Raw genomic sequence first — 25,501 nt, 5'->3', positions numbered from 1 at the left:
CCGTTGTTGCGGAGAATTGCCTGTAACGAACGAACCGGCTCGATAGACTTCCCGGGCGAAACGTCCGCTTCTTGCGGCGGAATCCCTCCGGAGGTCTGATTCGGTGACGACCGAGAGTCCCACCCTCGAAGAGCCGCACCTCACCGTCCGGCCCCGGCCCTCGGCCTTCTTCCTGCGGCGCGGGTTCCTGCGGTCGTTCGGCCCCGTCCTGGGACTGGCGATCGCCGGGCTGGTCACCCTCCTGCTGTCGGGCAACGTCCTGGTCCCGTTCGAACCGACCCTGGAACTGGCCGGAAAGATGGGCTCGAAGGCGGACTTCTTCGCCGACGCGCAGGTCCAGGAACTCCTGATGCGTCACCACATCCGGGTCCACGTCACGCGCACGGGCTCCCGGGACACCGCGATCCACGACCTCGACAAGTACGACTTCGCGTTCCTCTCCGGCGAGCCCGCGGCCGGCCTCGTCCGCACGGCGCGGGCCGACAAGCTGGGCGGCACCATCCGGCAGCCGTTCACCAGCCCGATCGTGCTCGCCACCTACCGCCCCTACGCCGAAGCGCTGCTGCGCAAGGGCATCGCGTCCGCGCCCCCTGGGGCCGGTGAGCCGCTCTACTACACCCTGGACACCGAGAAGCTCGTGCAGGCCATGAAGGCCGGCGCCACCTGGAACTCGCTCGGCATCGACGGGGTGAACAACAGCAACCTGGTGCTCGCCCAAACCTCGAACGTCTGCGACTCCAACTCCGGGGCGACCTACCTGGCACTCATCGCCTACCTGGAAAACGGCAGGCAGGTCCCCTTGGCGGACCCGGCGCCGGCGGGCGAGCCGGCCGGCCCGGCGACGCTGCGCAACGCGCACGAGCTGGCCAACCGGGTCAAGCCGCTGTTGAACCGGCAGGGCTTCGCCTCGGCCGACCTTTCGGAGTCTTACTGGAACCTCGCCGAGGGCGACAAGCCGATCGTGGTGATCTACGAGCACCAGTACCTCGAACAGCAGCTGCGGATCAAGGCCGCGACCGGCCGCCCGGACTTCGACCACGTGCTGCTGTACCCGAAGGACAACATCCTGACGAAACCGCAGTTCGTGCCGCTGCGGCCGGAGGCGGAACGGCTCGGCGAGCTGATCACCTTCGACCCGGATCTGCAACGCCGGGCGATGGAACTCGGCTTCGGCGTCGCCACTCCCGCGGGCAGCAACAAGAGCGGGCGGCTGTACGGCTTCCTGACCGAACAGGGGCTGCCGACCCCGCAGCAGGCGGACAACGACAGCACCACGCCGCTGCCGGCGAACCCGGTCCTGGAAGAGATGATCAAGACCGTCGGTGACTGCCCGTGAAGCGGCTCGTCGCGATGCTGCTGGCCGCGGTCCTGGCGGCGACCGCGTGCACGGGCGGGCCGGGCGAGCAGCGGCTGAGCGTGCTGGCCAGCTCCGAGCTCGCCGATCTCGGGCCGATCCTCGACGACCTGCGCGCGGACACCGGAATCCGGTTGGACCTCGACCTGCAGGGCACCGTCGACGCCGGGACCGCGCTCACCCCCGGGCAGTACCACCACGACCTGGCCTGGCTGTCCACCGACCGGTACTTCCAGCTCAAGCTGCGCAAGTCCGGCTTCACCGGCGAACGCCCGGCCGCCACGCGGATCATGCTCTCGCCCATCGTCATCGGCGTGAAGCCGGCGGTCGCGGCCGCACTGCGCAGCCGCCACCCGGACGTCTCTTGGGCGGACTTCGCCGACGCCGCCGCGGCGGGCTCGCTGCGGTTCGCCATGGCCGATCCGGCCCGGTCGGCGAGCGGGCTGTCGGCGCTGGTCGGCGTCGCCACCGCGGCCGCGGGCACCGGCGCCGCGCTGCGGCCGCAGGATGTCGTCTGCGACCGGCTGCGGGGGTTCCGAACCGGGCAGTCGCTCACCGCGACCAGCTCCGGCGCGCTGGTCGACCTCTTCGCCGCGCACCAGACCGAGGTGGACGCGGTGATCGGCTACGAGTCCACGCTGCTTTCGCTCAACGCGAGCGGGAGGCTCACCGCGCCGCTGGAACTGATCTACCCGCGGGACGGGATCATGCAGTCGGAGTACCCGCTGCTGCTGCTCGACCCCGGCAAGCGCGGCGCGTACGAGCGGGTCACCGACTGGCTGAAGCGCCCGGAAACCCAGCGGAAGATCATGGAACGCACGCTCCGCCGTCCGGCCACCGAAGGCGTGCCGCTCGAACCGCGTCTGCCGAAGAGCGTCGGCACCGCGCTGTACTTCCCCGACGACCAGGACGTTGTGGACAAGCTGCTCGCCTACTATGCGGACCCGCAGGGCCGCACACCCGGCCACGTCGTCTTCGTGCTCGACTTCTCCGGCTCGATGCGGGGCGGCCGGATCACCGCGCTGCGCACCGCGTTCGACGCGCTGACCGGGGCCGGCGAGGCGGAGTTCGAGCGGTTCTACCGTGGCGAGAAGATCACGATGATCCGCTTCGGCGGCCGCGTTCTCGCCGAGCGCGACTTCGCCGTCGAGGGGCCTGCCGACCTCGCGGCCGTGCGCGGCTTCCTCGACACCGAAGAGTTCGACAGCGCCACGGCGGTCTGGTCGGCGCTGGCGTACGCCTACGGCAAGGCAGCGGAGTTCGCGAAGACCGAACCGGTGTCCATCGTGCTGATGACCGACGGTGAGAACAACGCGGGGCTGGGGGCCGACGAGTTCCTGCGTCGTCCCGCGCCGCCCGGAGTGCACACCTACGCCGTGCGGTTCGGCGAAGCGGACGCGGCCGAACTCGGCCGGGTCGCCGCCGCGACCGGTGGCCGGCTGGCCGACGCGACGGCGACGTCCCTGCTCGACGCTTTCAAGGAGACCCGTGGCTGCCGATGACGGCTCCCTCTACCGGAGCACCTGGGGAATCTGGTGGGGCGTCTGGATCCTGACGCTGCTGCTCCTGCTGGCCGCGGGCGTGATCCTCGTGCGGCACTGGCGTCGCGCACACCGCGGCCAGGGCACCGGCCCGATCAGCGGGATCGCGTTCTACCTGCACCACAACTCGGTGATGGGGTTGTACCAGCAGGACCGCTACAGCGAAGCGCTGGAGAAGGAAATCGAGAGGCGCTCCCACCGTGGCCGGTCGATCAACGGGAGGATCAGGTTCCCGGCCGGAGAAGCGACCGGGGAGCGGAACAGGACCGAAGAGGTGTTCAGCCGGTACATCGAACGCGCCGAGCCGATCACCGTCATCGGCATGGTGATGGAAGTGCTGGAGAAGCGCGACGACATCGTGTACGTCGACCTCGTCAAGCGCGAACTGGTGCAGAACAAGGCCCTGGTCGCCGCGCTCGGCTGGGCCGACGGGCCGGACAGCACGCGGCTGCGCACGGCGCGGCTGCGCGGCATGGACGCGTTCGTGTCGATGAAGGGCCTGTTCCGCCGGGTCCGCTCCGACGAACCCGGCTACACGACCTTCATCGCCGCCTACGGCGACCCGGCCGACCCGCTCGCCGGGCCGCGGGTGCGCTTCCGGTGCGGCATCCGCGGGTTCCGCGACGCCGACGAGGTCCCCGACGGCACCTTCCACGCCCAGTGCCTCGGCCGCGTCGAGGACTGGGACCCACACCGCGGGGAGCTCATCGTGCACCCCATCGCGATCTTCAAGTAGCGGCCAGCGCGGTCCGGACCGCCCGTTCGATGAGGATCGGGACGAAGGCGTGGATGCGGGCGCCGGCGAACCGGGCGCGCTCTCGGTCGATCATGGCGCGCAGCCGGGTGCGGGTGACGTTCGCGTAGTCGCGGCCCAAGCGGTCTTCGAGCTGGGCGAGGTGGGTGTCGAGCTGCTCGGAGGCCATCGTGTCCAACGTGCTCATCGTTCACCTTCCGGTCGGCTGTGGTACGGACAACATGCCCCATGAGACGACCGAGAGATGAACCCGAGGTGAACAGTACAAAATCACGCGCTGCTCGAGGACTCCGGTACCCGTCGGCGGCGTCGGACGAGCAGCGCGACGACGAGCTCGGCGAAGACGGCGACGATCACCGCCACTGTCCAGGGGACCGCCCCCGAGTGCGCGTCGGTGAGCAGCGGGACGAGGTGCACCGTTCCGGTCAGGTACAGGGCCGGAGTCACGCCGTGGACGGGTGTGGTCACCCGCCGCGTTTCGCCCGGGGGGTCAGGACGTTCGGGTGGCCGTGAGCGCACAGTGGGCCGGTGGGGCGGTCGTCGACCGGGTCGAACCAGACGCCGGTCGGAAGCTGGACCACGCCCGGGCGGAGGCCGTCGTCGAGGACCGCGCGGGCCAGGCAGGCGCCGCGGGCGTTGAAGATCCGGACGACGTCGCCGGTCGTGATGCCACGGGCTGCCGCATCGGCCGGGTTGAGGCGGATCCGCTCGTGACCAGCAACCGGCGGCGGCTCCCGCCGGATTGTCCACACCGGACACTCGTCGGCCGCCGGTGAGCACGCTCCCGTTGGCGCTGCCCGCGATCTACCTCGGTGTCGCGCGCAACGCGCTCGATCGGCTCACCGGTTTCCTCCGGGAGCGCGTCCCCAGCGGGCTCGGCAAGCCCCTGTCCACCCTGCCGAGGTTCCAGACCGGCGCCGGGGAGATCGCCGCGCGGATCACCGGAGCGGAGGAGATCCTGTTCGGGCCGGCCCGCCGGGCCGACGAGGGTGACCCGGACGCGGCGGCGTACGCGGGGGTGGCGAAGGTGCTCGCGACGAGGCTGCTCATCGAAGCGGTGGAACAGGCCGTCGCCCTGGCCGGAAATCCCGGGCTGACGCGGGCCAACCCGCTGCAGCGGCACTACCTGAACTCCGTTTCCTGATCAGCCGGCCTCGGCGGCGTGCACCGCTTCGGCGACCGAGAGGAGGGTGGCGATCGGATCGTCGCCGAGGGGGTAGACGCCGACCTGGTCAGCGCCCGCGTCCCGATGGGTCAGCAGCCGTGTCGCCACGGTGGCCGGGTCGCCGTGGGCGACGAGCGCGTCGATGAGGCGGTCGCTTCCCGCGTGGGCGAGGTCGTCGTCGGTGTACCCGAGCCGCCGGAGGCTGTTCGCGTAGTTGGTGACGGCCAGCGCCGTTCCGGGTGGGGCGGACCGGGCGATCGCGCGCGCCCGCTCGGCGTCCGGCTCGATGAGCGCGAAATGCCCGGGCAGCAGCAGCTTCCCGGCGCCGATGGCGGAACGCGCCCGCCGGGTGTGCTCGGCCGGCACCATGCACGGGATGGTGCCGGCGGTGCGGTCGCGGGCCAGGCGCAGCATCCTCGGCCCGAGTGCGGCCACCACCACCTGGCCGGCCGGGACGCCCGCGCGATCGAGCCGGTCCAGATAGGACACCAGCGTGTCGTGGGGCGATGCCCATTCGGCGTGGACCTCGCGGTGCCCGATGCCGATACCGAGCAGGAACCGGCCGGGGTGCTTGGCTTCGATCCGGTGGTAGGAGGCGGCGACGGTGTCCGCGTCGGCGGTCCAGACGTTCACCACGCTCGTGCCGACGACCAGCCGGGTGGTCGCGTCGAGCAGCTGCTCGGCAAGGGCGAGGTCGGCCGGCGGTGAGGCGTCCAGCCAGAGGGTGCCGTAGCCGGCCCGCTCGACTTCCGCCGCGCCTTCCGGGGTGACTTCGTGCTCGCGCAGGTGGGCGCCGAACAGGCCGAGATCGATGTTCATGCCCTCGACTTCAGCACGACGGCGCGTCGCGAACCAGGACCAAGGTGCCCGCGCAGCGATAACCTGAAGGCATCGTCGCAGGGGAGGGCCGGTGGAACTACGGGCGTTGCGGTACTTCGTCACGGTCGCCGACGAGCTGCACTTCGGCCGGGCCGCCGACCGGCTGCACATCGCCCAGCCCGCGGTCAGCAGGCAGATCGCGCAGCTGGAACGCGAATTGGGGGTCCGGCTGTTCGACCGTTCACCGCGCCGGGTCCGGCTCACCGCGGCCGGGCACCGCGTGCTCGACGCGGCACGCGCGGCGCTCGCGGCCGCCGACCGCGTCCGGGTCGCGGCGAGCCCGCGGGCGGGCGTGATGCGCATCGGAACCGGCACGGGGCAGTTCACCGCCCGGCTGGAACGGGGGATCGACGCGTTGCGCGAGCAGGCCCCGGCCTTCGACGTGGTGCTCGTCGACCTGCCGCTGCCCGCGCGCCTGAACGCCCTGCGACAGGGTGAGCTCGACATGGCGCTGGCGCGGGGCGTGCGGGCGGCGCCCGGGCTGCGGGTGCTGCCGACGTGGACCGAGTCGCTGTTCGCGGTCGTGTCCGCGCGGCACGCCGCTGCCGATCGCGCGGCTGTCGGCGTGGCGCAACTGGCCGACGGTCCCTTCCGGACTTCCCAGGACCACGACCCGTCCGTGGTCACGGCGCTGCGGGAGGCCGGCGCCCCGGCCCGGGTGGGGCACCGCGCGGCCACGGTCGGCGACACGATCGTGGAGGTCGGCTCCGACCCGCGCAGCTGGACGGTACTGCCCGCCGACCAGGTGGCGGAGCTGCACTCGACCCGGGTGCGCGCGATCCCGCTCGACCCCCGCACGACGGTCACCGGCAGCGTCGTCGTCCCGGCCGACCTGCCGTCCCACTGCGCGACGGCGCACCGGGCGGCTTTCGGTGACTGACGCTCGGCCCCGGCTGCACGAAGACGGCATCGGTCTGCCGGCCACCGACGAGGTCCGGGCCCCGGCCGGGTTCTCCGCGTGGGTCACCCGCCTCGCCGGCGACGGGAGCTGCCCGTACCGGTGGATCGTGAGTGGACAGGTTCTTCGCCTCCGCCACGCGGCTGCTGTCGGCGGCGCCGGTCGCCGGCCCGGAGGTCCAGCGTCGGCGCCGCGAAGCCGGGGGGCAGCTGCGCTAAGGCAGCTCCAGGTGCTCGCGCAACGTCGTGCCCTCGTACTCGGTGCGGTAGACGCCGCGGTCCTGCAGTTCGGGCACCAGTCGGTCGACGATGTCGTCGAGCGCCGCCGGGACCAGGTGCGGGCTGATGTTGAACCCGTCCACCGCGCGGGTGCGGACGTAGTGCGCCCACTCGTCGGCGACCTGCCCCGGTGTGCCGACGAAGCCGTGCTGGCGCGGCTGGACCTCGAGCACGAGCTGGTGGATGGACAGCTTCTTCGCCTCGGCCAGCTCCCGCCACGGCTGGATCCGGTCCAGCTTCCCGGTCCGGTCGGCGATCGAAATCGTCCCGCGTGACGGGTCGAGCTCGTTCTCGACGGGGTCGATGTCCGGCAGCGGACCGCGCGGGTCGTACGCCGACAGGTCCCGCCCCCAGTACTGCTCGAGGAACGCCAGCGCGCGCTGGGGCGTGATCTGGCGCCGACGGATGTCCTCCGCCCGCTCGGCCGCGTCGGCGGGGGTGTCGCCGAGGACGACGGTCGCGCCGGGCAGGATGCGGACGGCGTCGGCGGGCCGGCCGTGGCGGGCGAGGCGGGCGCGCAGGTCTTCGGCGTAGGCGAGGGCCTTGTCGTAGGCGGTGTTGGCCGAGAAGACGACGTCCGCGTACTTCGCCGCCAGTTCACGGCCGCCGGAGGAGTCGCCGGCCTGGAACAGCACCGGACGGCCCTGCGGGCTGGGCGGCACGGTCGGGGCCGCCCGCACGTTCACCAGGTCGGTGTGCCGGTCCACCAGCGTGTTCCCCGACCAGAGCGCCAGGGCGGCTTCGACGAACTGCTCCGCCCGCTCGTACCGGCGCTCGTGGGCCAGCCAGCCGCCACGGCGGAAGTTGGCGCCGGTCCAGGCGTTGTCGGTCGTGACGATGTTCCAGCCCGCCCGGCCGCCGGACAAGAAGTCCAAAGAGGACAAGCGGCGGGCGAGGTCGGCCGGGAAGTTGTAGGTGGTGTTCTGGGTGGCGACCAGCCCGATCCGGGTGGTGGCGGCGGCCAGCGCGCTCAGCTGGGTGATCGCGTCCGGGCGGCCGGCGACGTCGAGGGCGTGGACGCGTCCGCGGTTCTCCCGCACCCGCAGGCCCTCGCCGAGGAAGAACGCGTCGAACAGGCCGCGCTCGAGGGTCCGCGCCACCGACACGTACGTCTCGATCGCGGTGTGGTCGGCGTTCGACGGGTCGTCCCAGAGGAACTGCGGGCCGACGCCGGTGTAGAACACGCCGAGGTGCAGTCGCGTGCTCATGCGAACACGCTTTCCGCGCGCGGCAGGCCGAGAGACGCACGCAGCGTGTCGCCGGGTCGCGGCGGGATGAGCAGACCCTCGCTGCGCAGCGCCGGCAGTACCTCACCGGCCAGCGCCGGCAGATCGGCGGCCTGGTCCGCGAGGTGCAGGCGGACGCCGTCGACGCTCGTGGCCAGCCAGCCCAGCAGTTCGGTCAGGCCGAGCGCGGACCCGGTGTAGCGCAGGCGGTCGTGGTGCGTCCGACGTCCGGCGTCGCCGAGCTGGACCTCGACCTCCGCGAAGACGAGGGGAGCGCCCGTCTCCCGCGCCCGCGCGGCGCGGTTGCGGACGTCGTCGAGCCCGGCGCCACCCACGAGCACGATGTCCGGGCGGGCGGCTTCGGCCAAGGCGTCGGAGGCGAGCACGACCGGTCTGCCCTGCGGTGGTCGCGGGGTGATCAGAGGGCCTTTGACGGAGAACCGCGTTCCGGTGAAGTCGACGTGGTGGACCTTGTCGGGGTCGAGGTACCGCCCGGTGGCGACGTCCTTGATGACGGCGTCGTCCTCCCAGGAATCCCACAGCTTGCGCACGACTCCGACGACGTCGGCGACTTCGTGGTGCAGCGCGTCCGGATCGAGCCGGGATCCGCCGACGGTGGCCAGGGCCTCGGCCGAGCCGTCGGCGCCGACCACCCAGGCCGCCCGTCCGTGCGAGGCGTGGTCGAGACTGGCCAGCTGCGCGGCCAGGTGGAACGGCTCGGCCGTGGTGACGTTCGAGGCCGGGGCGAGCCCGAGCCGGTCGGTCAGCGTCGCGACGTACGCCGCGCGTGCGGTTGCGTCGAGCCGTGGACCGCCGGGAGGTGGCAGCGGTGAGTCGTCGAAGGTGGCGAAGGTGAACCCCGCCCGTTCGGCGGTGGCGACGATGCCCGCCAACGCGCCGGGCGACAGCTCGCCGTCCAGCTCCGCGGCGACGTGCAGACTGCGAGAAGTCATGTCTCCACAGGTATCCGGTGCGCCGCCGCGATGCACGGACGTTCAGGATGTGGAATCCGCGGTCGGCTCGTTGACCGGGCTCGGCGCGCTTCCTAGGGTTCGTCGGTGTCAGCGGAAAGCGTCAGCGCTTTCTTTCCTTTCCTTTTCCGGAACAGGTACCCCATGCCCGAATCCGTCTGGGTCGCCCAGTCTGATCCGCGGGTCCGGCCCTTGCTCGCCGACCTGGCCCGCGAGTATTCGTCGCGCTACCACCGCGTGCTCAACGACGTCCACTTCGAACTCCGCGAGTACCCACCCGAGCGGTTCGCTCCGCCACACGGCGGATTGTTGCTGCTCCTGACGGACGGCGCCGCCGTCGCGGGCGGAGCTTTCCAGCGCTACGACGAAGAAACCGCGGAGCTCAAGCGGATCTGGACTCATCGCGCGCACCGCGGCCACGGCCTCGGCCGCCGTGTCGTCGCCGAACTGGAGGCCGAAGCCGGCCGTCGTGGGTACACCCGGATCTTCCTCACCACCGGCCCGAACCAACCCGAGGCTCGCGGGCTCTACCTGGCCACCGGCTACACACCGCACTTCGACGTCCACGCCGTTCCCCGGACGCGGTTGTCCTTCTCGAAAGCACTTCCCGCCGCGGTGGGGGCCAGATGACCAGCGACCTCGGAACACGGCCCGCGCCCGCCGCGACGCCGGAAGAAGCGCTCAAGATCGTTCCCGCACGCCGTCCGCTGACCTGGATCGCCGCCGCCGTCGTGGCGGTGCTCGTCGCGATGGCCGGTCATGCGCTGGTGACCAACACGGCGTTCGACTGGCCGACGTTCGCCCGGTTCGTCTTCCAGAAATCGATCTTGGAAGCGGTCGCGCTGACGCTCGAGCTGACGCTGTTCGGTGTTGCGGCGGGGTTCTTGCTCGGGACTGTGCTGGCGTTGATGCGGATTTCCCGGAATCCGTTGCTGCGCGCGGTCAGCTGGACCTACACGTGGATCTTCCGGTCGGTCCCGCTCATCCTGCAGCTGCTGTTCTGGTACAACCTCGCCATCCTCTACAACGAGATCTCGTTCGGCGTCCCGTTCGGGCCGTCGTTCGTGTCGGTCGGGACGATGAGCCTGATCCCGCCGTTTTTCGCCGCCGGCCTCGGGCTTGCTTTGCACCAGGGTGCCTATGCCGCGGAGATCGTGCGTGCGGGGTTCCTGTCGGTGGACGCGGGACAGCGGGAGGCGGCCGCGGCGCTGGGGATCCCGGCCGGGCGGCAGTTCCGCCGGATCGTGCTGCCGCAGGCGATGCGCACGATCGTGCCGACCGCGGCCAACGAGATCGTCGGCCTTCTCAAGGCGACGTCCCAGGTTTACGTCATGGCCTTGCCGGAGCTGTTCTACCAGGTGCAGGTGATCTACACCCGCAGCGGCCGGGTGATCCCGCTGCTGCTGGTGGCCACCGCCTGGTACCTCGCGCTGACCACCGTGCTGTCGGTCGCGCAGTTCTCCGTCGAGCGCCACTTCGGCCGTGGCACCCAACGCACGCTGCCGCCGACGCCGCTGCAGCGCCTGCGCACGGCTTGGCGGCGGGCATGAGCGCCGAGTACATGGTGGACGTTCGAGGCGTCCACAAGAGTTTCGGCGCGCTGACCGTCCTCGACGGCGTGGACCTGCAGGTGCGCCAAGGAGAAGTGACCGTCCTCTTGGGACCATCCGGGTCCGGGAAGTCGACGCTGCTGCGGCTGATCAACCACCTCGAACGCGCCGACCGCGGCTTCATCAGCGTCGGCGGTGAGCTGATGGGCTACCGCCGCTCCGGCAACCGGCTGCACGAACTCAAGGAACGCGAGATCCTCAAGCAGCGCACCCGGATCGGCTTCGTGTTCCAGAACTTCAACCTGTTCGGGCATCTGACCGTGCTCGAAAACGTCGTCGAGGCGCCGATTTCCGCGCAGCGCCGTCCGCGCGCCGAAGCCGAGGCCAAAGCCCGTGAGCTGCTCACCCGCGTGGGGCTCGCCGAGAAGGCGGGCCAGTACCCGCGGCGGCTGTCCGGCGGGCAACAGCAGCGAGTCGCGATCGCCCGGGCCTTGGCGCTCGAGCCGGACGTTCTGCTCTTCGACGAACCCACCTCGGCGCTCGACCCCGAGCTGGTCGGGGAGGTGCTCGCGGTCATCCGCGACCTGGCACGGACCGGGACGACGATGGTCGTCGTCACCCACGAGCTGGGCTTCGCCCGCGAGGTCGCCGACACCGTCGTGTTCCTCGACGAAGGCCGCGTGGTCGAACAGGGCTCGCCCGCCGACGTTCTCGACAACCCCCGTCACGCCCGGACCCGGGCCTTCGTCGACAAAGTCCTTTGAGGAGAAACATGAGACTGAGAACGCTTCTGCTCGCTTCGGTGTTCGTGCTCGCCGCCTGCGGCAGCCCCGAAGCAGCGACCGCGCCGGCGGCCGACCAGCCCGGCGGCGTCAACATCACCGCGAACCAGAACCGCGTCCGGGCGCAGCAGGTGGATGCGATCGCCGCGCTCGTGCCGGCCGACATCCGGAACCGCGGCACCCTGGTCGTCGGGACCACCGGCAACGGCACGCCGCCGCTGTCCTTCCGCGCCGACGACGACAAGACGGTGATCGGGGTCGAGCCCGACCTCGCGCAGCTGGTCGCCGACGTCCTCGGTCTCAAGCTCGATCTGCAGGCGTCGTCGTGGGAGAACCTGTTCCTGTCGGTGGAGAACCGGCAGTTCGACGCCGGATTCTCCAACATCACGGTGACCGAGGAGCGCAAGGACAAGTACGACTTCGCGACCTACCGCAAAGACACCATCGCGTTCGAGGTGAAGAAGGAGAAGAACGTCTCGGTGCGCGAGCCGAAGGACATCGCCGGGCTCACCGTGGGCGTCAGCGCCGGGACGAACCAGGAGCAGATCCTGCTGCGCTGGTACCAACAGAACAAGGCCGCCGGACTGGCGCCGGTGAAGTTCCAGTACTACCAGGCGACCTCCGACTACTACCTGGCGCTGCAGTCCGGCCGCATCGACGCCTACGTCGGCCCGAACCCGACCTCGGCCTACCACGTCGCCGTCGACGGCAAGACGAAGATCGTCGGCACGGTTTCCGGCGGCGGTACCATCCCGGCGGACATCGCGGCGATGACCAAGAAGGGCGACGGCTTGGTCAAGGCGCTGCAGCAGGCGCTGGACACGGTGATCAAGAACGGGCGGTACGCGGAGGTCCTCAAGCGCTGGAACCTCACTTCGGAGGCCCTGCCGGCCTCGGAGATCAACCCGCAGGGCTTGCCCCGGAAGTGAACCGGCTGATCGCGGCCGCGTAGTCGAACAGCTGTGGCGAAGCTGCCTAGCGTGGACACGCCGGCCCCGCCCTCGGTGGCGGGCAGCCGTCGATGAGCGGGCCGGTCAGCGACACTCAGCTCTGCGGTCCCTCGATGCGGTGGAGTTGAGGGTGTTTGGCCGTGCGCTGGTCCCCGGAAGACTGGCCGCGCAGCCGCCTGCCGAGCCAAGGGCCGAGAAAGGTGGCTGCCCAGCGCAGTTCGGCGGTGGCGCGCCATTGCCTTGACGGTGGGATGGCCAACGATGGTGCGGGTTCGCTCCAGGAACCGTCGCTGCCCGGCACCTGCAGGGCGTGCGCGACCGCGTCGGCGATCAGTTGATGCCCCAGGGGGCTGCAGTGCAACCGGTCCTCGCTCCAGAAGCGACGGTCGGCGACGGAGGGGTGGAGCGCGATCTCCGCGACGGCGACTCCGTGCCGGGCGGCTGCGGCACGGATCCGGTCGTTGATGTCGAGGATGCGGGAGCGGACCGGCCGGGCGAGGGGGATGACCCTGGTGAGGTCGGGAAAGGTCACGGTCGCCACGCGGGCTCCGGAGCCGGTGAGCGCGGCGAACATCGCTTCGAGGTCGTCGGCCACCGTGGCGGTCTTGACCCGGAGCCGGAGCAGGTCGTTGACACCGGCGACCACGGTGGCCAGGTCGGGACGCAGTGCCAGAGCCGGCCCCAGTTGCTCGGACCGGACTTCGCTGGCGCGGCGGCCACGGACGGCGAGGTTGGCGTACTGGAGATCGGGGTTGGCGATGGTGAGGCGTTCGGCGAGCCGGTCGGCCCATCCCCGAAGGCCGACGAGGTCGTCGCCGTCACCGACGCCTTCCGTCTGGCTGTCGCCCAAGGCGACGTAGCGCAGATACCTGCCGCTGACTGTCACGCGGTCCTCCTAGTCATAATGTTGACTAATCATAACCAGAGCTATGATGAGCTTGCTCATGGTCGACGACGAGGAGAAGCGCCGGTGAGTCTGCGGCATGCTGTGCTGGCGGCGTTGCTGTCCGGCGAATACAGCGGCTACCAGCTGGCCAAGGCGTTCGACGTGGGCGTCGCCAACTTCTGGTACGCCCGGCCGCAACAGCTCTACCTGGAGCTGTCCAAGCTCGAGAAGGACGGGTTGATCAGCGGCCGGGAGGTGGTCCAGCAAACCCGTCCCACCAAGCGGCTGTTCACGGTCACCGACGCCGGTCTCGCCGAACTGGCGGACTTCGCCGCCGCCGTGAGCAAGCCGTCGTTCATCCGCGACGACCTGCTGGTCAAGGTCCAAGCCGTCGACCACGTCGACGCGGCGCCGGTGATCGCGCAACTGGAGGAACGAGCCGCGGCGGCCGCGGCCAAGGTGGCGATCCTCGACAAGATCCTGCGGCGTTACCGCGGGGAGCTCGACGAGGAGACCTACCTGCGTCAGGGATCTCCGATCGGGCCCTATCTGACGTGCTTGCGTGGTCGGCGGTTCGAGCAGGAACACCACGACTGGTCGGTGCGGGCCGCCGAACTGTTGCGTGATCGGACGTCGGTGTAGGGGCGAAATGCGGTGAGGTTACGGCGGCTGCAGGACATTTCGGACTCGGCTTCACTGGCCCGACGGCCGCAGCGGTGGATCCGGCTCGATGTCGGCTGCGCGGGAGGCTTGCTGAGGCATCCGGCCGAGGCCGTCGAGGATGAGGTCGAGCCCGAACTCGAATTCGTCGGCGAAGGTGAACCCTGTTTTCGCCAGTTCGGTGACCACTTCGGCGAGGTAGGGGTAGTCCTCGAGTCCTGATGGTTGCCGGTCGACGACGGCTTCTTGTCGTCGCGCCGCTTCCGCCGGGATGTCGCCGGCGAGGGTTTTCTCCTGGAGGGCGAACCCGTAGACGTAGGCGTCCATCAGGTTGTACGCGTGCACGGCCATGCGGAAGGGAAAGCCCGCGTCACGGCGGAGGCACCGCATCACCGCGTTGTGGTGGTGCAGGTTCGCCGGTCCTGGAGTACCCGTCTCCATCCGGCCGACCGCCCACGGGTGACGGAGCAAAGCCTGCCGCATCGACGCCGCGCGCAGGCGCATGGCGGTCCGCCAGTCGACGTCCACCGGGACCTCGACCTCGGCGAAGACCAGGTCGACCATGCCGTCGAGGAGCTCGCGCTTGTCCGCCACGTGCTTGTAGAGCGCCATCGGCACGACGCTGAGCCGGTCGGCGAGCCGGCGCATGGTCAACGCCTCGAAGCCGCCTTCATCCGCCAGTTCGACGGCGGCGCGCAGCACCTTGGCGCGGTTGAGCCGCTCCCGGCCGCCGGTCGTGGCGGTGTCCTGCATCGGGGTTCTCCCTCTCGTGCCGGTCTTGACAGGTGTACATCGTACGCCTAGCTTGGGCGCGGTAGAGGTGTACGGCGTACACCTCGTCATATCCCTCTCGGAGGAGCAACGCATGAGTGCGACGCCAAGACCCGGCAACTCGAAGCAGGTTTCCGTGGCGCCCAGCGCGAGGAGCCTTTCGCGGGCCACCGGAGTCGCTGCCGCGATCGCGGGGGCACTGTTCATCGCGGTCCAGATCGGCCATCCGGCCATGGACGTCTCGCTGGTCACCACCACCGACTGGGCCGTGCGCAGCACGGCGAAGGCGCTGATGGCCGCGCTGGCGCTCGCCGGCATCACCGGCATGTACCTACGCCAAGTGCGGCAGACGGGAATCCTCGGCTTCCTCGGTTACGTGCTGTTCGCCGTCGGTTATCTGTCCATGCTGAGCGTCGAGATCGTCGCCGCCGCCGTTCTGCCCGCGCTGGCGCACACGGCGCCCGGCTACGTCGCAGACGTCCTCGCCGTTGCCTTCGGCGGCACCGCATCCCATGGCATCGGCGCCATGCAGACGGTCATCGTGGTCAGCTCCGTCGGTTATCTCGCGGGCGGCTGCCTGTTCGGCATCGCGTTGTTCCGGGCGCGCGTGCTCGCCCGGTGGGCCTCGGCGCTGCTCGCCGCAGGCACCGTCGCCACGCTCGCGCTCGCCGTGCTTCCGGAGTCGTTCAACCGGCCGTTGGCCGTTCCGACCGGAGTAGCCCTGATCGGCTTGGGCATCTCGCTGTGGCGGGCCCAACCAGCCCAGTCCGACGACAACACGACGTCTCCCGGCGCGGAATACGCCGCCGCGCAATGACCACCCGGCAGCCCGGATGCCACCGTGAGCGGGCCGCGTGACGGAGGTGGTAGCGGCGGGAGCTGCGTCAGGCTACGGCGAGCGCACCACCGTGAGGGTCGCGGGACCGACTCGCAGGATCCCGTCATCGAGAGGGGCACAGCGGACGCCGCCGTGTCCGCGGAGCCCGCGGAACGCGCCGGGGGCCAGTACCACGTCCATCCAGGCGCACGGGTGGGCCGGGCGGTAGGCCTGGAACCGGACTTCGCCCGCCCCGGAGTCGAGGCCGAAGACGGTGCCGGTCCCGCCGCGCGGCGCGGCCAGCTCGTCGACGGGAAAGCCGCGCACGACGATGTTGCGTCGCGGCAGGTGCAGGTCCGGCACGGCGGCGAGGCCGAGGTCCCGTGCGAGAACGTCGAGTGATTCGGCGGCGAAGAGGGTGACGGCGGCCCGGCGGTGGGCGGGCTGGTTGAAGTACCGGTCGCCGACGAGCCCGAGCCCGGCGCGCACGGCCACCTCGTCGCGCTCGACGGGTTCGGGGTCGGGCCGCGGACCGTCCGCCGGGCGGCCTTCGAAGGCGTGCACGGGGGAGACCAGCAGCGCGACGATCTCCACCGGGGCCGAGATCGCGCCGGGCGGTTCCTGCATGGCTCTCCTCGAACGCGCCGGCGCGCGAACTGGCGAGTTCGCGCGCCGGTGACCTCACTTGCCGTCGGTGTCGCCGGTGAACAGGGTGCGGTAGTCGCCGTAGCCCGCGTCTTCCAGGTCGTCGAAGTGGATGAAGCGCAACGACGCGGAGTTGATGCAGTAGCGCAGTCCGCCCTTGTCGAGCGGGCCGTCGTCGAAGACGTGGCCGAGGTGGCTGTCCCCGTGCAGTGAGCGGACCTCTGCCCGGATCATGCCGTGGCTGAAGTCTTCCCGCTCGACGACGTTCGACGCGACGATCGGCTTGGTGAAGCTCGGCCACCCGGACCGGCTGTCGTACTTGTCGACCGAGGCGAACAGTGGCTCGCCGGACACGACGTCGACGTAGATGCCCGGCTCGTGGTTGTCCCAGTACGCGTTCGCGAACGGACGCTCCGTGCCGTCCTGCTGGGTCACGCGGTACTGTCCCGGATCCAGCCGCGACACGGCTTCCGGATTCTTGTGGTACTTGGCCTGCTGAGGCACAGCTCTCCCTTTCCCGCCTTCCGGCGCGAAGCTGGGCACCAGGTGAAACGCACCTGGACGTGCAGATGTACAGACGTGCGGCGTGACCGCGCTATTCCACTGGGCGGCCGGTCGGCGTGGGCGTGTTCTTCTTTCGTAAGTTCCCTAGCACCAGCCGCTTACGGCGCACTACCGCCGCGCTCAGGTCTTCGAGTACCTCTGAACAACCGAGTTCAGGTGTCTTGCGACGTCGCCGAGCATCGCGTACACCTCTGCCACGTCGACCGCCTTCGCCCGGTCGGCGCATCGAGGGCCGGAGAGCCAACTAGCCGTATAACGCCCTATGCATCGACGCGTGAGGCCCGACGGCTCGCGTCCAGCAGGGACGGTTCGCGGGCGCCGTTGTGCTGGAGCGGGCAGGATGTGGGGCAGGGGAGTCGTGCCGGCCGGACGCGTGATCCCTTTCCCGGCCCGAGGATTGGACGCGCAATGGGACGCTCGTCGGTGTTCACCTTCCAGTACATCGCCATCGACACGGAGGCTGGTGTGACGCCGGAGGAGTTCGAGACCTTCGTGCGTGCCGAGGGCGTTCACCTGCCCTTGTACCCGGGGTGGCGGTGGACTCTGCTGCGCGGGTTGCGCGGGGAGCGGACCGGGCAGTACCTGATGTTGTTCGAAATCGACAGTGCCGAGCAGCGCGACCGCTACGTCACGGCCCGGGGTGAGCAGACCGAGCAGGCCCGGCAATTCTGGGCGCGGCACCCGGAGGCGGAGGCGGTGCTGGCGCGGTGGCGGCGGCTGGGCACGTTCGCCGAGCTGCCGACGTTGTTCACCGACTACCGGCTGCTGGCCGACAATCCGCGGAGCACGGTCACGCCCGGACCCCGCTACCGCGACCGCCCGGGGGAGGAGCGCGTCGCCCGGGTCATCGGGATCCACCACCTCGCCTTGCGCGCCGGGGTGACCGAGGAGATGTTCGACCGCTTCATCGCCGAGAACCACCACCGGATCGACGACTACCCGGACTGGCGGTTCCACGTGCTCAAGGGCGAGCGGGGCAACCGCCTCGACCAGTACGTGATGATGATGGAGATCGCGAGCCTGGACGCGCTGGACGTCTTCTACCCCGAGCCCGACATCGCCACCGGCGAGGCCGCGGAGTTCGCGGCCGCCCACCGCGACACCAAGCAGATGTACGAGGAGTGGAAGCAGCTGGCCTCGTTCTCCGGCTCACCGCAGATCTACACCGACTACCTCGCCGTCGCGGAGAACCCGGCGTAGTCCCGCACGACCGGGACGAAGCCCACACCGCCCGGGCGGCCGGACTGGGCCACGTCGGCACCATGGTCTACGGCCGATCCGGCGACCGCTTCCTCGACGATCCCGGCTACGAAGACTTCTTCGCCGCGGCCGCGGAGCTCGGTCAACCGGTCTTCATCCACCCCCAGATTCCGTCGTCCACGCTGCGTGACGCCTCCTACCGGGGTTTCGACGAAATGACCGAACTCGGCCTGGCCACCTTCGGCTGGGGATGGCACCTGGACACCGCCACCGCGGCACTGCGCCTCGGGCCAACAGCCTCTCCCGCGTCGCCCACCTGCAACGGCCGCTGACCGATTACACCCGGTCGAACTTCCACATCACCAACTCCGGCATGGTCAACCCCGCCCTGCTCGATCACGTCCTGACGGTGACCACCGCCGACCGGGTGATCTTCTCCACCGACTACCCCTTCCAGCAGCCCACCCGAGACGAGATCACCGCCTTCCTCGGGCACTTCGCGTCCGAAGAGGACCGGCGCACGTTCTCCTCGGCCAACGCCGCTGCCCTCTTCGGCCTCGACGTCTGACTCGCCGAGGGATCAGGTGCGGGTCCACCTCTGGTTGGTGCCGCCGTGGCAGTCCCAGATGATGACCTTCGTTCCGTTGGCGGTGGCGCCGCCGTTGACGTCCAGGCATCGGCCCGATGCCACCGCGGTCACGCTGCCGTCGGAGTTGACGCGGAACTGCTGGTTGCCCTGGCCGTTGCAGTCCCACACCGTCACGGCGGTGCCGTTGGCCGTGCCCTGGTTGGAGACGTCCAGGCACTTCGCGCCGTCGTAGGCGCGCAGCTCACCGGCCGCGGTCGTCGTGAAGTGCTGGTTGGTCTGGCTGTTGCAGTCCCAGATCTGGGCCAGGGCGCCGTTGGCCGGGGTGCTGCCGGCGATGTCCAGGCAGCGGCCGGAGCTCTGGCTCACCAAGGAGAACGACGTGGGCACGGGGCCCCCGCCACCGCTGACCACGTACACCGCCGTGCCGTGCGCCGGGACGCTGGCCGAGATGGCGCCGGACGTGGTGGTCGTGCCGTTGGTCCAGGCGTCGCGCAGCGTGAACGAGCTGCCCGACAGGCCGATCGCGCTCGCCGTGGTCGAGACGGTGGTCGTGCCGCCGCCCTGGTTGAACAGGGCGACCGCGACGTTGCCGTTGGCCAGCTGCTTGGCCAGGACGCGCCGGGTGCCGTCGTTGGAGATCTGCCTGGCCTGCAGGCCGAGGCTGTCCTGGTTGATGGCGATGAGGTTCGCGTTCTTCAGGATGGCCGACGTGGCGGCGTCCATGGTGCGCAGGTCGTTGCCCGCGATGAGGGGTGAGGCCATGACGGCCCACAGGGCGAAGTGGCTGCGCATCTCGGTGTCGTTCATGCCGCCGCGCCCGATTTCCATCATGTCCGGGTCGTTGAACCCGCCCGGCTTGGCGTAGGACGCCAGGGGCACGGTGACGTTGACGATGTTCTGGATGCCCATCGGGTAGCCGTTGGTCTGCCCGGTGTCCCACTTGTTGGTGATGTCCTCGGTGGTGCGCCACATGTTCGCCACGTCGCCCCAGTTGCGCCGGGGTCCGGTCTTGTCGTGGATGCTGTTGGAGTTGATGCTGTAGACGATCGGGCGGCCGGCGGCGCGCAGCGCGTCGCGCATCTTGGCGAACGTGCGCACCTGGTCGTCGATCGTGCCGCTGGGCGAGCACCAGTCGTACTTGAGGTAGTCCACGCCCCAGGCCGCGAACTGGCGGGCGTCCTGCTCCTCGTGGCCCTGCGCCCCGGTCGAACCGGGGTAGGAGTTGAAGTACTGGGCGCACGTTTCGGCCAACGGCGCCTGGTAGATCCCGAACTTGAGGCCCTTGCCGTGGATGTAGTCGCCGAGCGCTTTCATGCCGCTGGGGAACCGGCTCGGGTCGCCTTGGAGGTTGCCCGCGGAGTCCCGGTTCGGGTTCATCCAGCAGTCGTCCACCACGACGTACTCGTAGCCCGCGGCACGAACGCCGGAGTTGACCATCGTATCGGCCATCTGCCTGATCAACGACTCGTTGATGTTGCAGCCGAACGTGTTCCACGAGTTCCACCCCATCGGCGGCGTGCGCGCCACACCGTTGTCCAACGCCTCCGCGGACGACGTGTGCAGTACCGCCGTCATCGCGGACAGCAGCACGCCTGCCGCCAACAGCGATGCCGCCCTGCGAGGACGGGGAAGTCGTGTTGCTGTCACCCTGATCTCACTCCTCGTGCGTACGACGTTCCGGTTGTTCGCCGGCGGGGCTGTGACGCAGCGACTTCCGTCAGCGGCGCAGGCGGGGACAGTGTGGCATTCAATGTTCACGCTCACAAGAACGCATTCCGCCGGCGTCCGCGAACAGCGGGGTTCCGGCGCCGGATACGAAAGTTTCAGCACCGAACAGCGGATTGGCCTTGACTGAATGCCTTGTTGGGATGGCGCACAGAACCGAGAAACGGAGACGATGTGACGATTTCGCGGCGAGGCGTGTTGCGGTGGGCGGGCGCGGCGATGGCCTCAGGTGCGGTGGGTGTGGGCGGGGAGGGGGTCGCGGAGGCGTTCCCGTCGCCGTGGGAGCGATTGCGCGCTCGCCTGGACGGTGAGCTCCTGTTGCCCGGTGATGACGGCTACGACACCGCACGGCTGCCGTTCAACTCGCTGTTCGACCATCATCGGCCTGCCGCGATCGCCCGGTGCGTGCGGCCACAGGACGTGCAGCGCTGCCTGGAGGAAGCACGCCTGTCTCGCGTCCGCGTGGCTGCGCGTGGCGGCGGGCACAGCTACGCCGCCTACTCCACCCCGCACAACGGCCTGGTGGTCGACCTCACCCGGATGTCCGCGGTCGAGGTGCGGTCCGACGGCACTGCCGTGGTCGGCGCGGGTGCCCGCCTCGGTCAGGTCTACTCGGCGCTCACCGCCGCCGGCCGGTGCCTGCCGCTGGGCAACTGCCAGTCCGTCGGCGTCGCCGGGTTCACCCTCGGCGGCGGGCTCGGCTGGACGCAGCGCACGTACGGCCTCGTCTGCGACAGGCTGCGTGCCGCCAGGATGGTCACGGTGGACAGCCGGGTGGTCACCGCGTCGGAAGACTGCGAGTCCGAGCTGTTCTGGGCGTTGCGCGGTGGTGGCGGCGGCAACTTCGGAGTGGTCACCTCGTTCGAGTTCGCCACCGCGCCGATGCCCGAGGTGCTGACCGTGTTCCGCGTCCGGTTCCCGGCCGGGTCGGCGGCAGACGTCCTCGGCGGCTGGCAGCCGTGGAGCGTGGCGCTGCCCGACGCGGTTTCCACCTCCTGCGTGGCCACGCCGAACGGCGCGGTGGACTTGATCGGCTGCGGCGTCGGACGCGAGGGCGTGGTGCTCGCGGAACTCGGCCGCCTGCTCAATGCGACCGGCGTGGACGCACCGATCGAACACGCCGAGGTCGACTACCCGACCGCGACGGCGATCATGACCGGTGGTCAGCCGACCCGCAACGCATTCCGCGCGTCGTCACGGATCGTGGACAGGTGGCGCGACCCGCAGGCGGTGGCCGACACGGTGCGCGGCATGGACAGCGCGCTGTTGATCCTGGGCGCGCTCGGTGGAGCGATCGACCGGCAGACGCCGACGGACACGGCTTACCCGCACCGCGGCGCACCGACGTCCATAGAGGTCTTCGGCACCGTCGGCACCCTGCCGCCCGACCAGGTCACACGGGAGGTGGACCAGGCGCAGAAGGCGTTGGCGCGCCTGGTCGGCACCGGCACGTACATCAACTACCTGGACCCTCTGCAGCAAGACTGGGCGCAGACGTCCTACCGGCACAACCTGCGCCGGCTGCGTGCCGTGGCGCGCCGCTACGACCCGGACCTCGTGCTGCGGTTCCCCCAGTCGGTGCACTGAGCGGTCATGGCGACCGAGGGCGCCGTGCCCAGCCGGCGGGCACCACTGAGAACCGTCCGGCCGGCTGAGGCGCTTCATCTTCACCGGCGGACCTGACCGGCGAGGGACTCCGCTTTCGCCAAATACCGGGCCACCGGGCCCAGGGTCAGCATGCCGCTGGGGGCGCCGGCGTCTTCCGCTCGAGCGTCCCGCAGGGCCGCCGCGGCCCGCGCCGCGGCTTCGGGTTCGTCGAGGCGGACTGCGGTGTGGGCGGTCAGGCACCACATCGCTTCCTGCATGTGGTCGGGAGGTGGCTCCGGCGCCGCGGCCAGGGCGGTGCGGGCGTCCTCGGCACGGCCTTGGCCGAGCAGCACGTGGGGCCGAGCCCAGGGCAGGTACGGCCCCCAGTCCAGGTGCCGGTCGGTGGGGGCGGGACGGTCGTGCAGCAGACGTAATCCGAGCAGGGCGAGCGGGAACAGGCCGCGGTGCAGGCCGGGCATCCCGGCGGTGCGAAGGGCCTCCTCCGCGGCACGGTACTGGGCCGCGGCCGCGGCAGGGGCCGGTCCGGCGGGCTCGGTGCTGCGGGTCGCCGTGACCCGGGCCCGGAACCAGGCCGTGAGGACGCCGACGAGCGGAGCCTCGGTGGTGGCGGCGAGATGTTCGGCCGCCGCCGCGTGCGCGGCCGCGGTGTCCAGATCACCGAGAGCCGAAGCGGATTGCAGGCGGACGAGCCGGCCGAGGACAGCGAAGTTCGGCAGGCCGTGCCTGGTCGCCACGTCGAGGATCTCGGCACCGATCCCGTCGCGCATCGCCGCGAGGCCGGGGCGGGCGAAGGACTGCAGGAACACGCCGTTGAGCGCGAACGCCAGCAACGCCGGATCGCCCAGCTCCCGGGCCAGCGCCTCGGCTTGGTGCGCGGCCTCCTGGGCGCGGCTCAGCACGCCTGCGGCCAGGTCGGCGGTGCGGCTTTCGACAGCGATCGTGGCCAAGAGACGCGCCCGGAGGCCGGCGGGCGCGTCCGGCCCGAGCCGGGTGAGCGTGCGTTCGGCGGCGGTGACGACCGCCCGGGACTGTTCGGGATCGTCGGCGCGGCTCCAGATGGCGGGAACGTCGTAGGCGCCGATGATGCGGGCAGTCAGGTGCAGGTCCCCGGTGCGTTCGGCGGCGTGGATCGCGGCGAGGCGGTCGCGCCGCGAGTGGATGAGCGCGTCGCCGCCGGCCAGCGCGAGCGTGCGGGCGAGGTCCACGGTGGTGCGTGGGCCGAGCCGGACACCCGGGCCGGTCCACGCGTTCGGCGGGCCCGGAGCGGGCTCGGTCAGGATGTCCGTCTCCAGACGTTGCAGGGCGGGTCCGGGATCGAGGCCGAGCTGGTCCGCGAGCACCGTGCGGGCGCGGCGAAGGGTCGACAGCGCGTCAGCCTGGCGGCCCGCGTGGTGCAGGGCGCGGGCCAGCAGTCCCCAGGCCGGTTCGCGCCACGGGTGTTCGGTGACGTGCGCGCCGAGTTCGGCGACGAGGTCGGCGCCTTCTCCGGCGTCGAGGAGGATGCGGGCGCGTAGTTCCAGCGCCGCCAGCCGCAGTTCCTCCAACCGGCTTCGTTCGCGTTGCGCCCACGGCGATTCCGGCACGTCCGCGTAGGCGGGGCCGCGCCAGGCCGCGAGCGTCGCACTGAGTTCGGTCACCGCGCCGGCGGAGTGGCGGGTCCGGGCGAGCGCGTCCTCGAACCGGTGGACGTCCACGTTTTCGCGGGGCAGGCGCAGCGCGTATCCGGGGCCTTCGGTGACGATCACCCGCGGCGGGGTACGCGGTGACCGGTCGGGTTCCAGGGCGCGGCGCAGGGCGGCGACGAACGTTCGCAGCGCGCCGACCGCGCGTGCCGGTGGCTCGGTCCAGAGGTCGTCGACGAGGGTGTCGGTGGTGACCAGCCGTCCTTCGGCGGCGACGAGGCGGGCGAGCACCTCGCGGTGGCGGGGACCGCCGAGGTTGACCGGGCTGCCGTCGTCGTCCAAGGCCCGCACGGCACCGAGCACGTCGATTCGCATGCCCCCATCATCGGTGCCGGAGGCCGGGTGCGCTCGGGCGCACTGATCGGTTGCTGATCGCCGTGGCCCAGGCTCGGCCGAGTCAGGTTCCCGATCCGAAAGACGACCTTCGATGACACTCTCCATCCCCGGTTTCGACCACGTCCGCCTGCCCGGTGCCGACGGTGTCGAGCTGGCTGCCGCGGTCGGCGGCAGCGGCAGCCCGGTGGTCCTGCTGCACGGCTTTCCCGAGACGCACCTGATGTGGCGGCACGTCGCCGAGCGGCTCGCCGGTGAGCACACGGTGATCTGCCCCGACCTGCGCGGCTACGGCGCCAGCGACAAGCCGGCGGCCACCAGCGAGGACGTGTACGCCAAGCGCACCATGGCCGCCGACGTGGTGGCTCTGGCGGCCGCACTCGGCCACGAGCGCTTCGCCCTCGTCGGGCACGACCGGGGCGCCCTGGTCGCCTTCCGGGCGGGCTTGGACCACCCCGAGACCGTCTCGCACCTCGGCATCCTCGACGTCGTCCCGACGCTGGACATGTGGAACGTGCTGCACGGCGTCTCGGCGGCGGTCGGCTACCACCTGTTCCTCATGGCGCAGCCGCCGGGCTTGCCGGAGACCATGATCGCGGCCAGCGCGGACGCGTTCTTCGGGTCGTTCCTCGACGCCTGGGCCGGCGACCCGGCCGCGATCCCGGCGGAGGTGCGCGCAGAGTACCTCCGGGCGAGCGCGGCGGCGGTGCCGTCGATCGTCGCGGACTACCGCGCCTCAGCCGGCATCGACCTCCAGCACGATCAGGCCGATCTGGATGCCGGGTCACAGCTGGCCATGCCGGTGACGGTCGTACAGCAGGACTGGGGCGCGCAGCTGGGCTACGACGCCGCCGCCGTGTGGAAGGCATGGGCGCCGAACCTGGACCACCGGCTGACCAACGCCGGGCACTTCATGGCCGAGGAAGCGCCGGACGAGATCGCGGGCGCGATCCAAGACCTGCTGACCCGCTGATCACGTCTTGATCAGCGGGTCGCCGCCGCGCCGACGACCGCCGCGCCGACGGCGGCCGGCGACGTCGCCCGGATCCGGGCCATCCTCCTGGGCGTTGAGTGGGACGCCGAACCATTGCCGGGTGGCTTCTCGTAGTTCGTCCTGGCCGGGGTGTGTCTCTGACGACGCCCATGCCACGTAGGAGTCGGGGCGCAGCAGGAGTGCGGTGACGTCGGTGGCGGCCGTGGCGCGGACGGTCTCGACGCCGTCGGTGTGCAGGTCGCCGTTCTCGGTGAGGTCGATCAGCATCGGCTTTCCGCGACGGACCAGTTCCGCGAGGCGGACCGTGCCGTCGGGAGTGCGCAGAAGACCTCGAACCCGGGCTCCCCGTGACGCGGGCGGCCGACCTCGCCGGTGGCAGTACGGAGCCGCCGATCGCCGTCCGCGACGGTGTGCCGCACGTCCTGCGGACCACCCGGGCCGCCCCGGCGCCAGCGCGGCCGACGTCGCGGATCGCGCCACCGTCGCGAGCCTGGTGGCCGGCTGCGAGCCGCCGTTGACGGCGGTGTGCTGGCGGCCCAGACGCCGGACCGCCTGGACGTCGTGCTGCGCCCCTATGCGGACGCGGCGCTGGTCCTCGACGAGGTGACCCGGCACCTGCCGCTGACGGCTTTCGTCATGTTCTCCTCGGTCACCGGCGTGTTCGGCAAAGCGGGGCAAG

General features: G+C 70.8%; 30 protein-coding genes and 1 pseudogene. 18 read left to right on the top strand and 13 right to left on the bottom strand.

Annotated features, from left to right (window positions below; translation table 11 throughout):
• Window positions 1-103 precede the first annotated feature (103 nt).
• Genes IE317_RS09375 through IE317_RS09365 form a run of 3 tightly spaced genes read left to right on the top strand, consistent with a single transcriptional unit; the run spans window position 104 to window position 3,631 of the window.
• Window positions 104-1,336: a hypothetical protein gene (locus IE317_RS09375; RefSeq protein ID WP_191308253.1), complete on the top strand. Its 1,233-nt coding sequence runs from the start codon at window positions 104-106 to the stop codon at window positions 1,334-1,336.
• Window positions 1,333-2,856, top strand: a complete 1,524-nt coding sequence (locus IE317_RS09370) for a vWA domain-containing protein (RefSeq protein WP_191308250.1) — start codon at window positions 1,333-1,335, stop codon at window positions 2,854-2,856. Before IE317_RS09375 ends, IE317_RS09370 begins: the two co-directional genes overlap by 4 nt.
• The gene (locus tag IE317_RS09365) at window positions 2,843-3,631 is read left to right on the top strand and encodes a hypothetical protein (RefSeq protein ID WP_229902589.1); all 789 of its coding nucleotides are present in this window, start codon (window positions 2,843-2,845) and stop codon (window positions 3,629-3,631) included. Before IE317_RS09370 ends, IE317_RS09365 begins: the two co-directional genes overlap by 14 nt.
• On the opposite strand, the gene IE317_RS09360 is transcribed toward IE317_RS09365, so the two are convergent.
• From IE317_RS09360 to IE317_RS09350, 3 genes are all read right to left on the bottom strand, one after another.
• Window positions 3,624-3,836: a three-helix bundle dimerization domain-containing protein gene (locus IE317_RS09360; protein WP_191308248.1), complete on the bottom strand. Its 213-nt coding sequence runs from the start codon at window positions 3,834-3,836 to the stop codon at window positions 3,624-3,626. The two genes, IE317_RS09365 and IE317_RS09360, sit on opposite strands and share 8 nt — an antisense overlap.
• 83 nt (window positions 3,837-3,919) lie before the next feature.
• Window positions 3,920-4,117, bottom strand: coding sequence for a hypothetical protein (locus tag IE317_RS09355; protein WP_191308246.1), 198 nt, complete (start codon window positions 4,115-4,117; stop codon window positions 3,920-3,922).
• Entirely contained in the window at window positions 4,114-4,401 is a 288-nt protein-coding gene (locus IE317_RS09350; protein ID WP_191308244.1) for a molybdopterin dinucleotide binding domain-containing protein, read from the bottom strand. Before IE317_RS09350 ends, IE317_RS09355 begins: the two co-directional genes overlap by 4 nt.
• A 20-nt stretch (window positions 4,402-4,421) precedes the next feature.
• On the opposite strand from IE317_RS09350, the gene IE317_RS09345 reads away from it, so the two are divergent.
• Window positions 4,422-4,793 carry an acyl-CoA dehydrogenase family protein gene (locus IE317_RS09345; protein WP_229902588.1) on the top strand — a complete coding sequence of 124 codons (372 nt, stop codon included), beginning with the start codon at window positions 4,422-4,424 and terminating at the stop codon, window positions 4,791-4,793.
• Here the strand turns inward: IE317_RS09345 and IE317_RS09340 are convergent, their stop codons facing one another.
• A complete protein-coding gene (locus tag IE317_RS09340) occupies window positions 4,794-5,633 on the bottom strand; it encodes a TIGR03620 family F420-dependent LLM class oxidoreductase (protein WP_191308240.1) in 840 nt (279 codons plus the stop codon).
• Window positions 5,634-5,724: 91 nt separating this feature from the next.
• Between IE317_RS09340 and IE317_RS09335 the strand changes: the two genes are divergently transcribed.
• On the top strand, window positions 5,725-6,573 hold the full coding sequence (locus IE317_RS09335; RefSeq protein WP_191308238.1) for a LysR family transcriptional regulator: 849 nt from the start codon (window positions 5,725-5,727) through the stop codon (window positions 6,571-6,573).
• Between the two features lie 232 nt (window positions 6,574-6,805).
• Here IE317_RS09335 and IE317_RS09330 read toward each other — a convergent pair whose 3' ends face one another.
• Together IE317_RS09330 and IE317_RS09325 are read right to left on the bottom strand one after the other, a co-directional pair.
• A complete protein-coding gene (locus tag IE317_RS09330) occupies window positions 6,806-8,077 on the bottom strand; it encodes an LLM class flavin-dependent oxidoreductase (RefSeq protein WP_191308236.1) in 1,272 nt (423 codons plus the stop codon).
• Window positions 8,074-9,048, bottom strand: coding sequence for an LLM class flavin-dependent oxidoreductase (locus IE317_RS09325; RefSeq protein ID WP_191308234.1), 975 nt, complete (start codon window positions 9,046-9,048; stop codon window positions 8,074-8,076). The genes IE317_RS09330 and IE317_RS09325 overlap by 4 nt, the downstream gene beginning before the upstream one ends.
• Before the next feature lie 162 nt (window positions 9,049-9,210).
• On the opposite strand from IE317_RS09325, the gene IE317_RS09320 reads away from it, so the two are divergent.
• The 4 genes from IE317_RS09320 to IE317_RS09305 are packed head-to-tail and all read left to right on the top strand — an operon-like array spanning window position 9,211 to window position 12,327.
• Complete coding sequence (locus IE317_RS09320) at window positions 9,211-9,696, top strand: GNAT family N-acetyltransferase (RefSeq protein ID WP_191308232.1); 486 nt, start codon at window positions 9,211-9,213, stop codon at window positions 9,694-9,696.
• Complete coding sequence (locus IE317_RS09315) at window positions 9,693-10,616, top strand: amino acid ABC transporter permease (RefSeq protein ID WP_191308230.1); 924 nt, start codon at window positions 9,693-9,695, stop codon at window positions 10,614-10,616. The genes IE317_RS09320 and IE317_RS09315 overlap by 4 nt, the downstream gene beginning before the upstream one ends.
• A complete protein-coding gene (locus IE317_RS09310) occupies window positions 10,613-11,380 on the top strand; it encodes an amino acid ABC transporter ATP-binding protein (protein WP_308443392.1) in 768 nt (255 codons plus the stop codon). Before IE317_RS09315 ends, IE317_RS09310 begins: the two co-directional genes overlap by 4 nt.
• An 8-nt stretch (window positions 11,381-11,388) precedes the next feature.
• Window positions 11,389-12,327, top strand: coding sequence for an ABC transporter substrate-binding protein (locus tag IE317_RS09305; protein WP_191308228.1), 939 nt, complete (start codon window positions 11,389-11,391; stop codon window positions 12,325-12,327).
• Between the two features lie 115 nt (window positions 12,328-12,442).
• Here the strand turns inward: IE317_RS09305 and IE317_RS09300 are convergent, their stop codons facing one another.
• A complete protein-coding gene (locus IE317_RS09300; RefSeq protein ID WP_191308226.1) occupies window positions 12,443-13,234 on the bottom strand; it encodes an SGNH/GDSL hydrolase family protein in 792 nt (263 codons plus the stop codon).
• Window positions 13,235-13,318: 84 nt separating this feature from the next.
• Here IE317_RS09300 and IE317_RS09295 point away from each other — a divergent pair, with 84 nt between their 5' ends.
• Window positions 13,319-13,876 (top strand): PadR family transcriptional regulator, encoded by a 558-nt coding sequence (locus IE317_RS09295; protein ID WP_191308224.1) that lies wholly within the window; start codon window positions 13,319-13,321, stop codon window positions 13,874-13,876.
• Window positions 13,877-13,927: 51 nt separating this feature from the next.
• Here IE317_RS09295 and IE317_RS09290 read toward each other — a convergent pair whose 3' ends face one another.
• Window positions 13,928-14,647, bottom strand: a complete 720-nt coding sequence (locus IE317_RS09290; protein ID WP_191308222.1) for a TetR/AcrR family transcriptional regulator — start codon at window positions 14,645-14,647, stop codon at window positions 13,928-13,930.
• Window positions 14,648-14,801: 154 nt separating this feature from the next.
• Here IE317_RS09290 and IE317_RS09285 point away from each other — a divergent pair, with 154 nt between their 5' ends.
• A complete protein-coding gene (locus tag IE317_RS09285; protein WP_229902587.1) occupies window positions 14,802-15,482 on the top strand; it encodes a hypothetical protein in 681 nt (226 codons plus the stop codon).
• A 72-nt stretch (window positions 15,483-15,554) separates the two neighbouring features.
• Here IE317_RS09285 and IE317_RS09280 read toward each other — a convergent pair whose 3' ends face one another.
• Window positions 15,555-16,109 carry an MOSC domain-containing protein gene (locus IE317_RS09280; RefSeq protein ID WP_191308218.1) on the bottom strand — a complete coding sequence of 185 codons (555 nt, stop codon included), beginning with the start codon at window positions 16,107-16,109 and terminating at the stop codon, window positions 15,555-15,557.
• Window positions 16,110-16,163: 54 nt separating this feature from the next.
• Window positions 16,164-16,631: a peptide-methionine (R)-S-oxide reductase MsrB gene (gene msrB, locus IE317_RS09275; RefSeq protein WP_191308216.1), complete on the bottom strand. Its 468-nt coding sequence runs from the start codon at window positions 16,629-16,631 to the stop codon at window positions 16,164-16,166.
• A gap of 468 nt (window positions 16,632-17,099) precedes the next feature.
• Between msrB and IE317_RS09270 the strand changes: the two genes are divergently transcribed.
• The 3 genes from IE317_RS09270 (at window position 17,100) to IE317_RS44455 (ending at window position 18,459) form a co-directional block, all read left to right on the top strand.
• A complete protein-coding gene (locus tag IE317_RS09270; protein ID WP_191308214.1) occupies window positions 17,100-17,891 on the top strand; it encodes a hypothetical protein in 792 nt (263 codons plus the stop codon).
• 62 nt (window positions 17,892-17,953) lie between these two features.
• Complete coding sequence (locus IE317_RS44460; RefSeq protein WP_229902586.1) at window positions 17,954-18,223, top strand: hypothetical protein; 270 nt, start codon at window positions 17,954-17,956, stop codon at window positions 18,221-18,223.
• Window positions 18,224-18,264: 41 nt separating this feature from the next.
• A complete protein-coding gene (locus IE317_RS44455; RefSeq protein ID WP_229902585.1) occupies window positions 18,265-18,459 on the top strand; it encodes an amidohydrolase family protein in 195 nt (64 codons plus the stop codon).
• 12 nt (window positions 18,460-18,471) lie between these two features.
• On the opposite strand, the gene IE317_RS09260 is transcribed toward IE317_RS44455, so the two are convergent.
• Window positions 18,472-19,989: a glycoside hydrolase family 27 protein gene (locus IE317_RS09260; protein WP_373309008.1), complete on the bottom strand. Its 1,518-nt coding sequence runs from the start codon at window positions 19,987-19,989 to the stop codon at window positions 18,472-18,474.
• Here IE317_RS09260 and IE317_RS44450 point away from each other — a divergent pair.
• Together IE317_RS44450 and IE317_RS09255 are read left to right on the top strand one after the other, a co-directional pair.
• Window positions 19,910-20,335: a hypothetical protein gene (locus tag IE317_RS44450; RefSeq protein WP_229902618.1), complete on the top strand. Its 426-nt coding sequence runs from the start codon at window positions 19,910-19,912 to the stop codon at window positions 20,333-20,335. The two genes, IE317_RS09260 and IE317_RS44450, sit on opposite strands and share 80 nt — an antisense overlap.
• A 110-nt stretch (window positions 20,336-20,445) precedes the next feature.
• Window positions 20,446-21,792, top strand: a complete 1,347-nt coding sequence (locus tag IE317_RS09255; protein WP_191308212.1) for an FAD-dependent oxidoreductase — start codon at window positions 20,446-20,448, stop codon at window positions 21,790-21,792.
• Window positions 21,793-21,872: 80 nt separating this feature from the next.
• Here IE317_RS09255 and IE317_RS09250 read toward each other — a convergent pair whose 3' ends face one another.
• Window positions 21,873-23,810, bottom strand: a complete 1,938-nt coding sequence (locus tag IE317_RS09250) for a BTAD domain-containing putative transcriptional regulator (protein ID WP_191308210.1) — start codon at window positions 23,808-23,810, stop codon at window positions 21,873-21,875.
• 112 nt (window positions 23,811-23,922) lie between these two features.
• On the opposite strand from IE317_RS09250, the gene IE317_RS09245 reads away from it, so the two are divergent.
• Window positions 23,923-24,801 carry an alpha/beta fold hydrolase gene (locus tag IE317_RS09245; RefSeq protein ID WP_191308208.1) on the top strand — a complete coding sequence of 293 codons (879 nt, stop codon included), beginning with the start codon at window positions 23,923-23,925 and terminating at the stop codon, window positions 24,799-24,801.
• Here IE317_RS09245 and IE317_RS45420 read toward each other — a convergent pair whose 3' ends face one another.
• Window positions 24,802-25,302 (bottom strand): aromatic-ring hydroxylase C-terminal domain-containing protein, encoded by a 501-nt coding sequence (locus IE317_RS45420; RefSeq protein WP_373309005.1) that lies wholly within the window; start codon window positions 25,300-25,302, stop codon window positions 24,802-24,804.
• On the opposite strand from IE317_RS45420, the pseudogene IE317_RS45290 reads away from it, so the two are divergent.
• Window positions 25,195-25,500, top strand: a pseudogene (locus IE317_RS45290) (KR domain-containing protein); the annotation flags it as partial. The gene IE317_RS45420 and the pseudogene IE317_RS45290 overlap by 108 nt on opposite strands.
• Window position 25,501: the final 1 nt, after the last annotated feature.

The sequence above is a fragment of the Amycolatopsis bullii genome (genome assembly GCF_014654205.1).
In the GTDB taxonomy this organism is placed as follows: domain Bacteria; phylum Actinomycetota; class Actinomycetes; order Mycobacteriales; family Pseudonocardiaceae; genus Amycolatopsis; species Amycolatopsis plumensis.
The sequence above is the reverse complement of the archived record's forward strand: the minus strand, read 5'-3'. Positions and strand labels throughout refer to the sequence as shown.

Excerpts from the sequence above, each read along its gene's own strand:
- IE317_RS09360 (WP_191308248.1), bottom strand. The coding sequence starts at position 3,836 with ATGAGCACGTTGGACACGATGGCCTCCGAGCAGCTCGACACCCACCTC.
- IE317_RS09340 (WP_191308240.1), bottom strand. The coding sequence starts at position 5,633 with ATGAACATCGATCTCGGCCTGTTCGGCGCCCACCTGCGCGAGCACGAA.
- IE317_RS09330 (WP_191308236.1), bottom strand. The coding sequence starts at position 8,077 with ATGAGCACGCGACTGCACCTCGGCGTGTTCTACACCGGCGTCGGCCCG.
- IE317_RS09325 (WP_191308234.1), bottom strand. The coding sequence starts at position 9,048 with ATGACTTCTCGCAGTCTGCACGTCGCCGCGGAGCTGGACGGCGAGCTG.
- IE317_RS09320 (WP_191308232.1), top strand. The coding sequence starts at position 9,211 with ATGCCCGAATCCGTCTGGGTCGCCCAGTCTGATCCGCGGGTCCGGCCC.
- IE317_RS09315 (WP_191308230.1), top strand. The coding sequence starts at position 9,693 with ATGACCAGCGACCTCGGAACACGGCCCGCGCCCGCCGCGACGCCGGAA.
- IE317_RS09310 (WP_308443392.1), top strand. The coding sequence starts at position 10,613 with ATGAGCGCCGAGTACATGGTGGACGTTCGAGGCGTCCACAAGAGTTTC.
- IE317_RS09305 (WP_191308228.1), top strand. The coding sequence starts at position 11,389 with ATGAGACTGAGAACGCTTCTGCTCGCTTCGGTGTTCGTGCTCGCCGCC.
- IE317_RS09290 (WP_191308222.1), bottom strand. The coding sequence starts at position 14,647 with ATGCAGGACACCGCCACGACCGGCGGCCGGGAGCGGCTCAACCGCGCC.
- IE317_RS09280 (WP_191308218.1), bottom strand. The coding sequence starts at position 16,109 with ATGCAGGAACCGCCCGGCGCGATCTCGGCCCCGGTGGAGATCGTCGCG.
- IE317_RS09270 (WP_191308214.1), top strand. The coding sequence starts at position 17,100 with ATGGGACGCTCGTCGGTGTTCACCTTCCAGTACATCGCCATCGACACG.
- IE317_RS44460 (WP_229902586.1), top strand. The coding sequence starts at position 17,954 with ATGGTCTACGGCCGATCCGGCGACCGCTTCCTCGACGATCCCGGCTAC.
- IE317_RS44455 (WP_229902585.1), top strand. The coding sequence starts at position 18,265 with ATGGTCAACCCCGCCCTGCTCGATCACGTCCTGACGGTGACCACCGCC.
- IE317_RS09260 (WP_373309008.1), bottom strand. The coding sequence starts at position 19,989 with ATGGGGTGGAACTCGTGGAACACGTTCGGCTGCAACATCAACGAGTCG.
- IE317_RS09250 (WP_191308210.1), bottom strand. The coding sequence starts at position 23,810 with ATGCGAATCGACGTGCTCGGTGCCGTGCGGGCCTTGGACGACGACGGC.
- IE317_RS09245 (WP_191308208.1), top strand. The coding sequence starts at position 23,923 with ATGACACTCTCCATCCCCGGTTTCGACCACGTCCGCCTGCCCGGTGCC.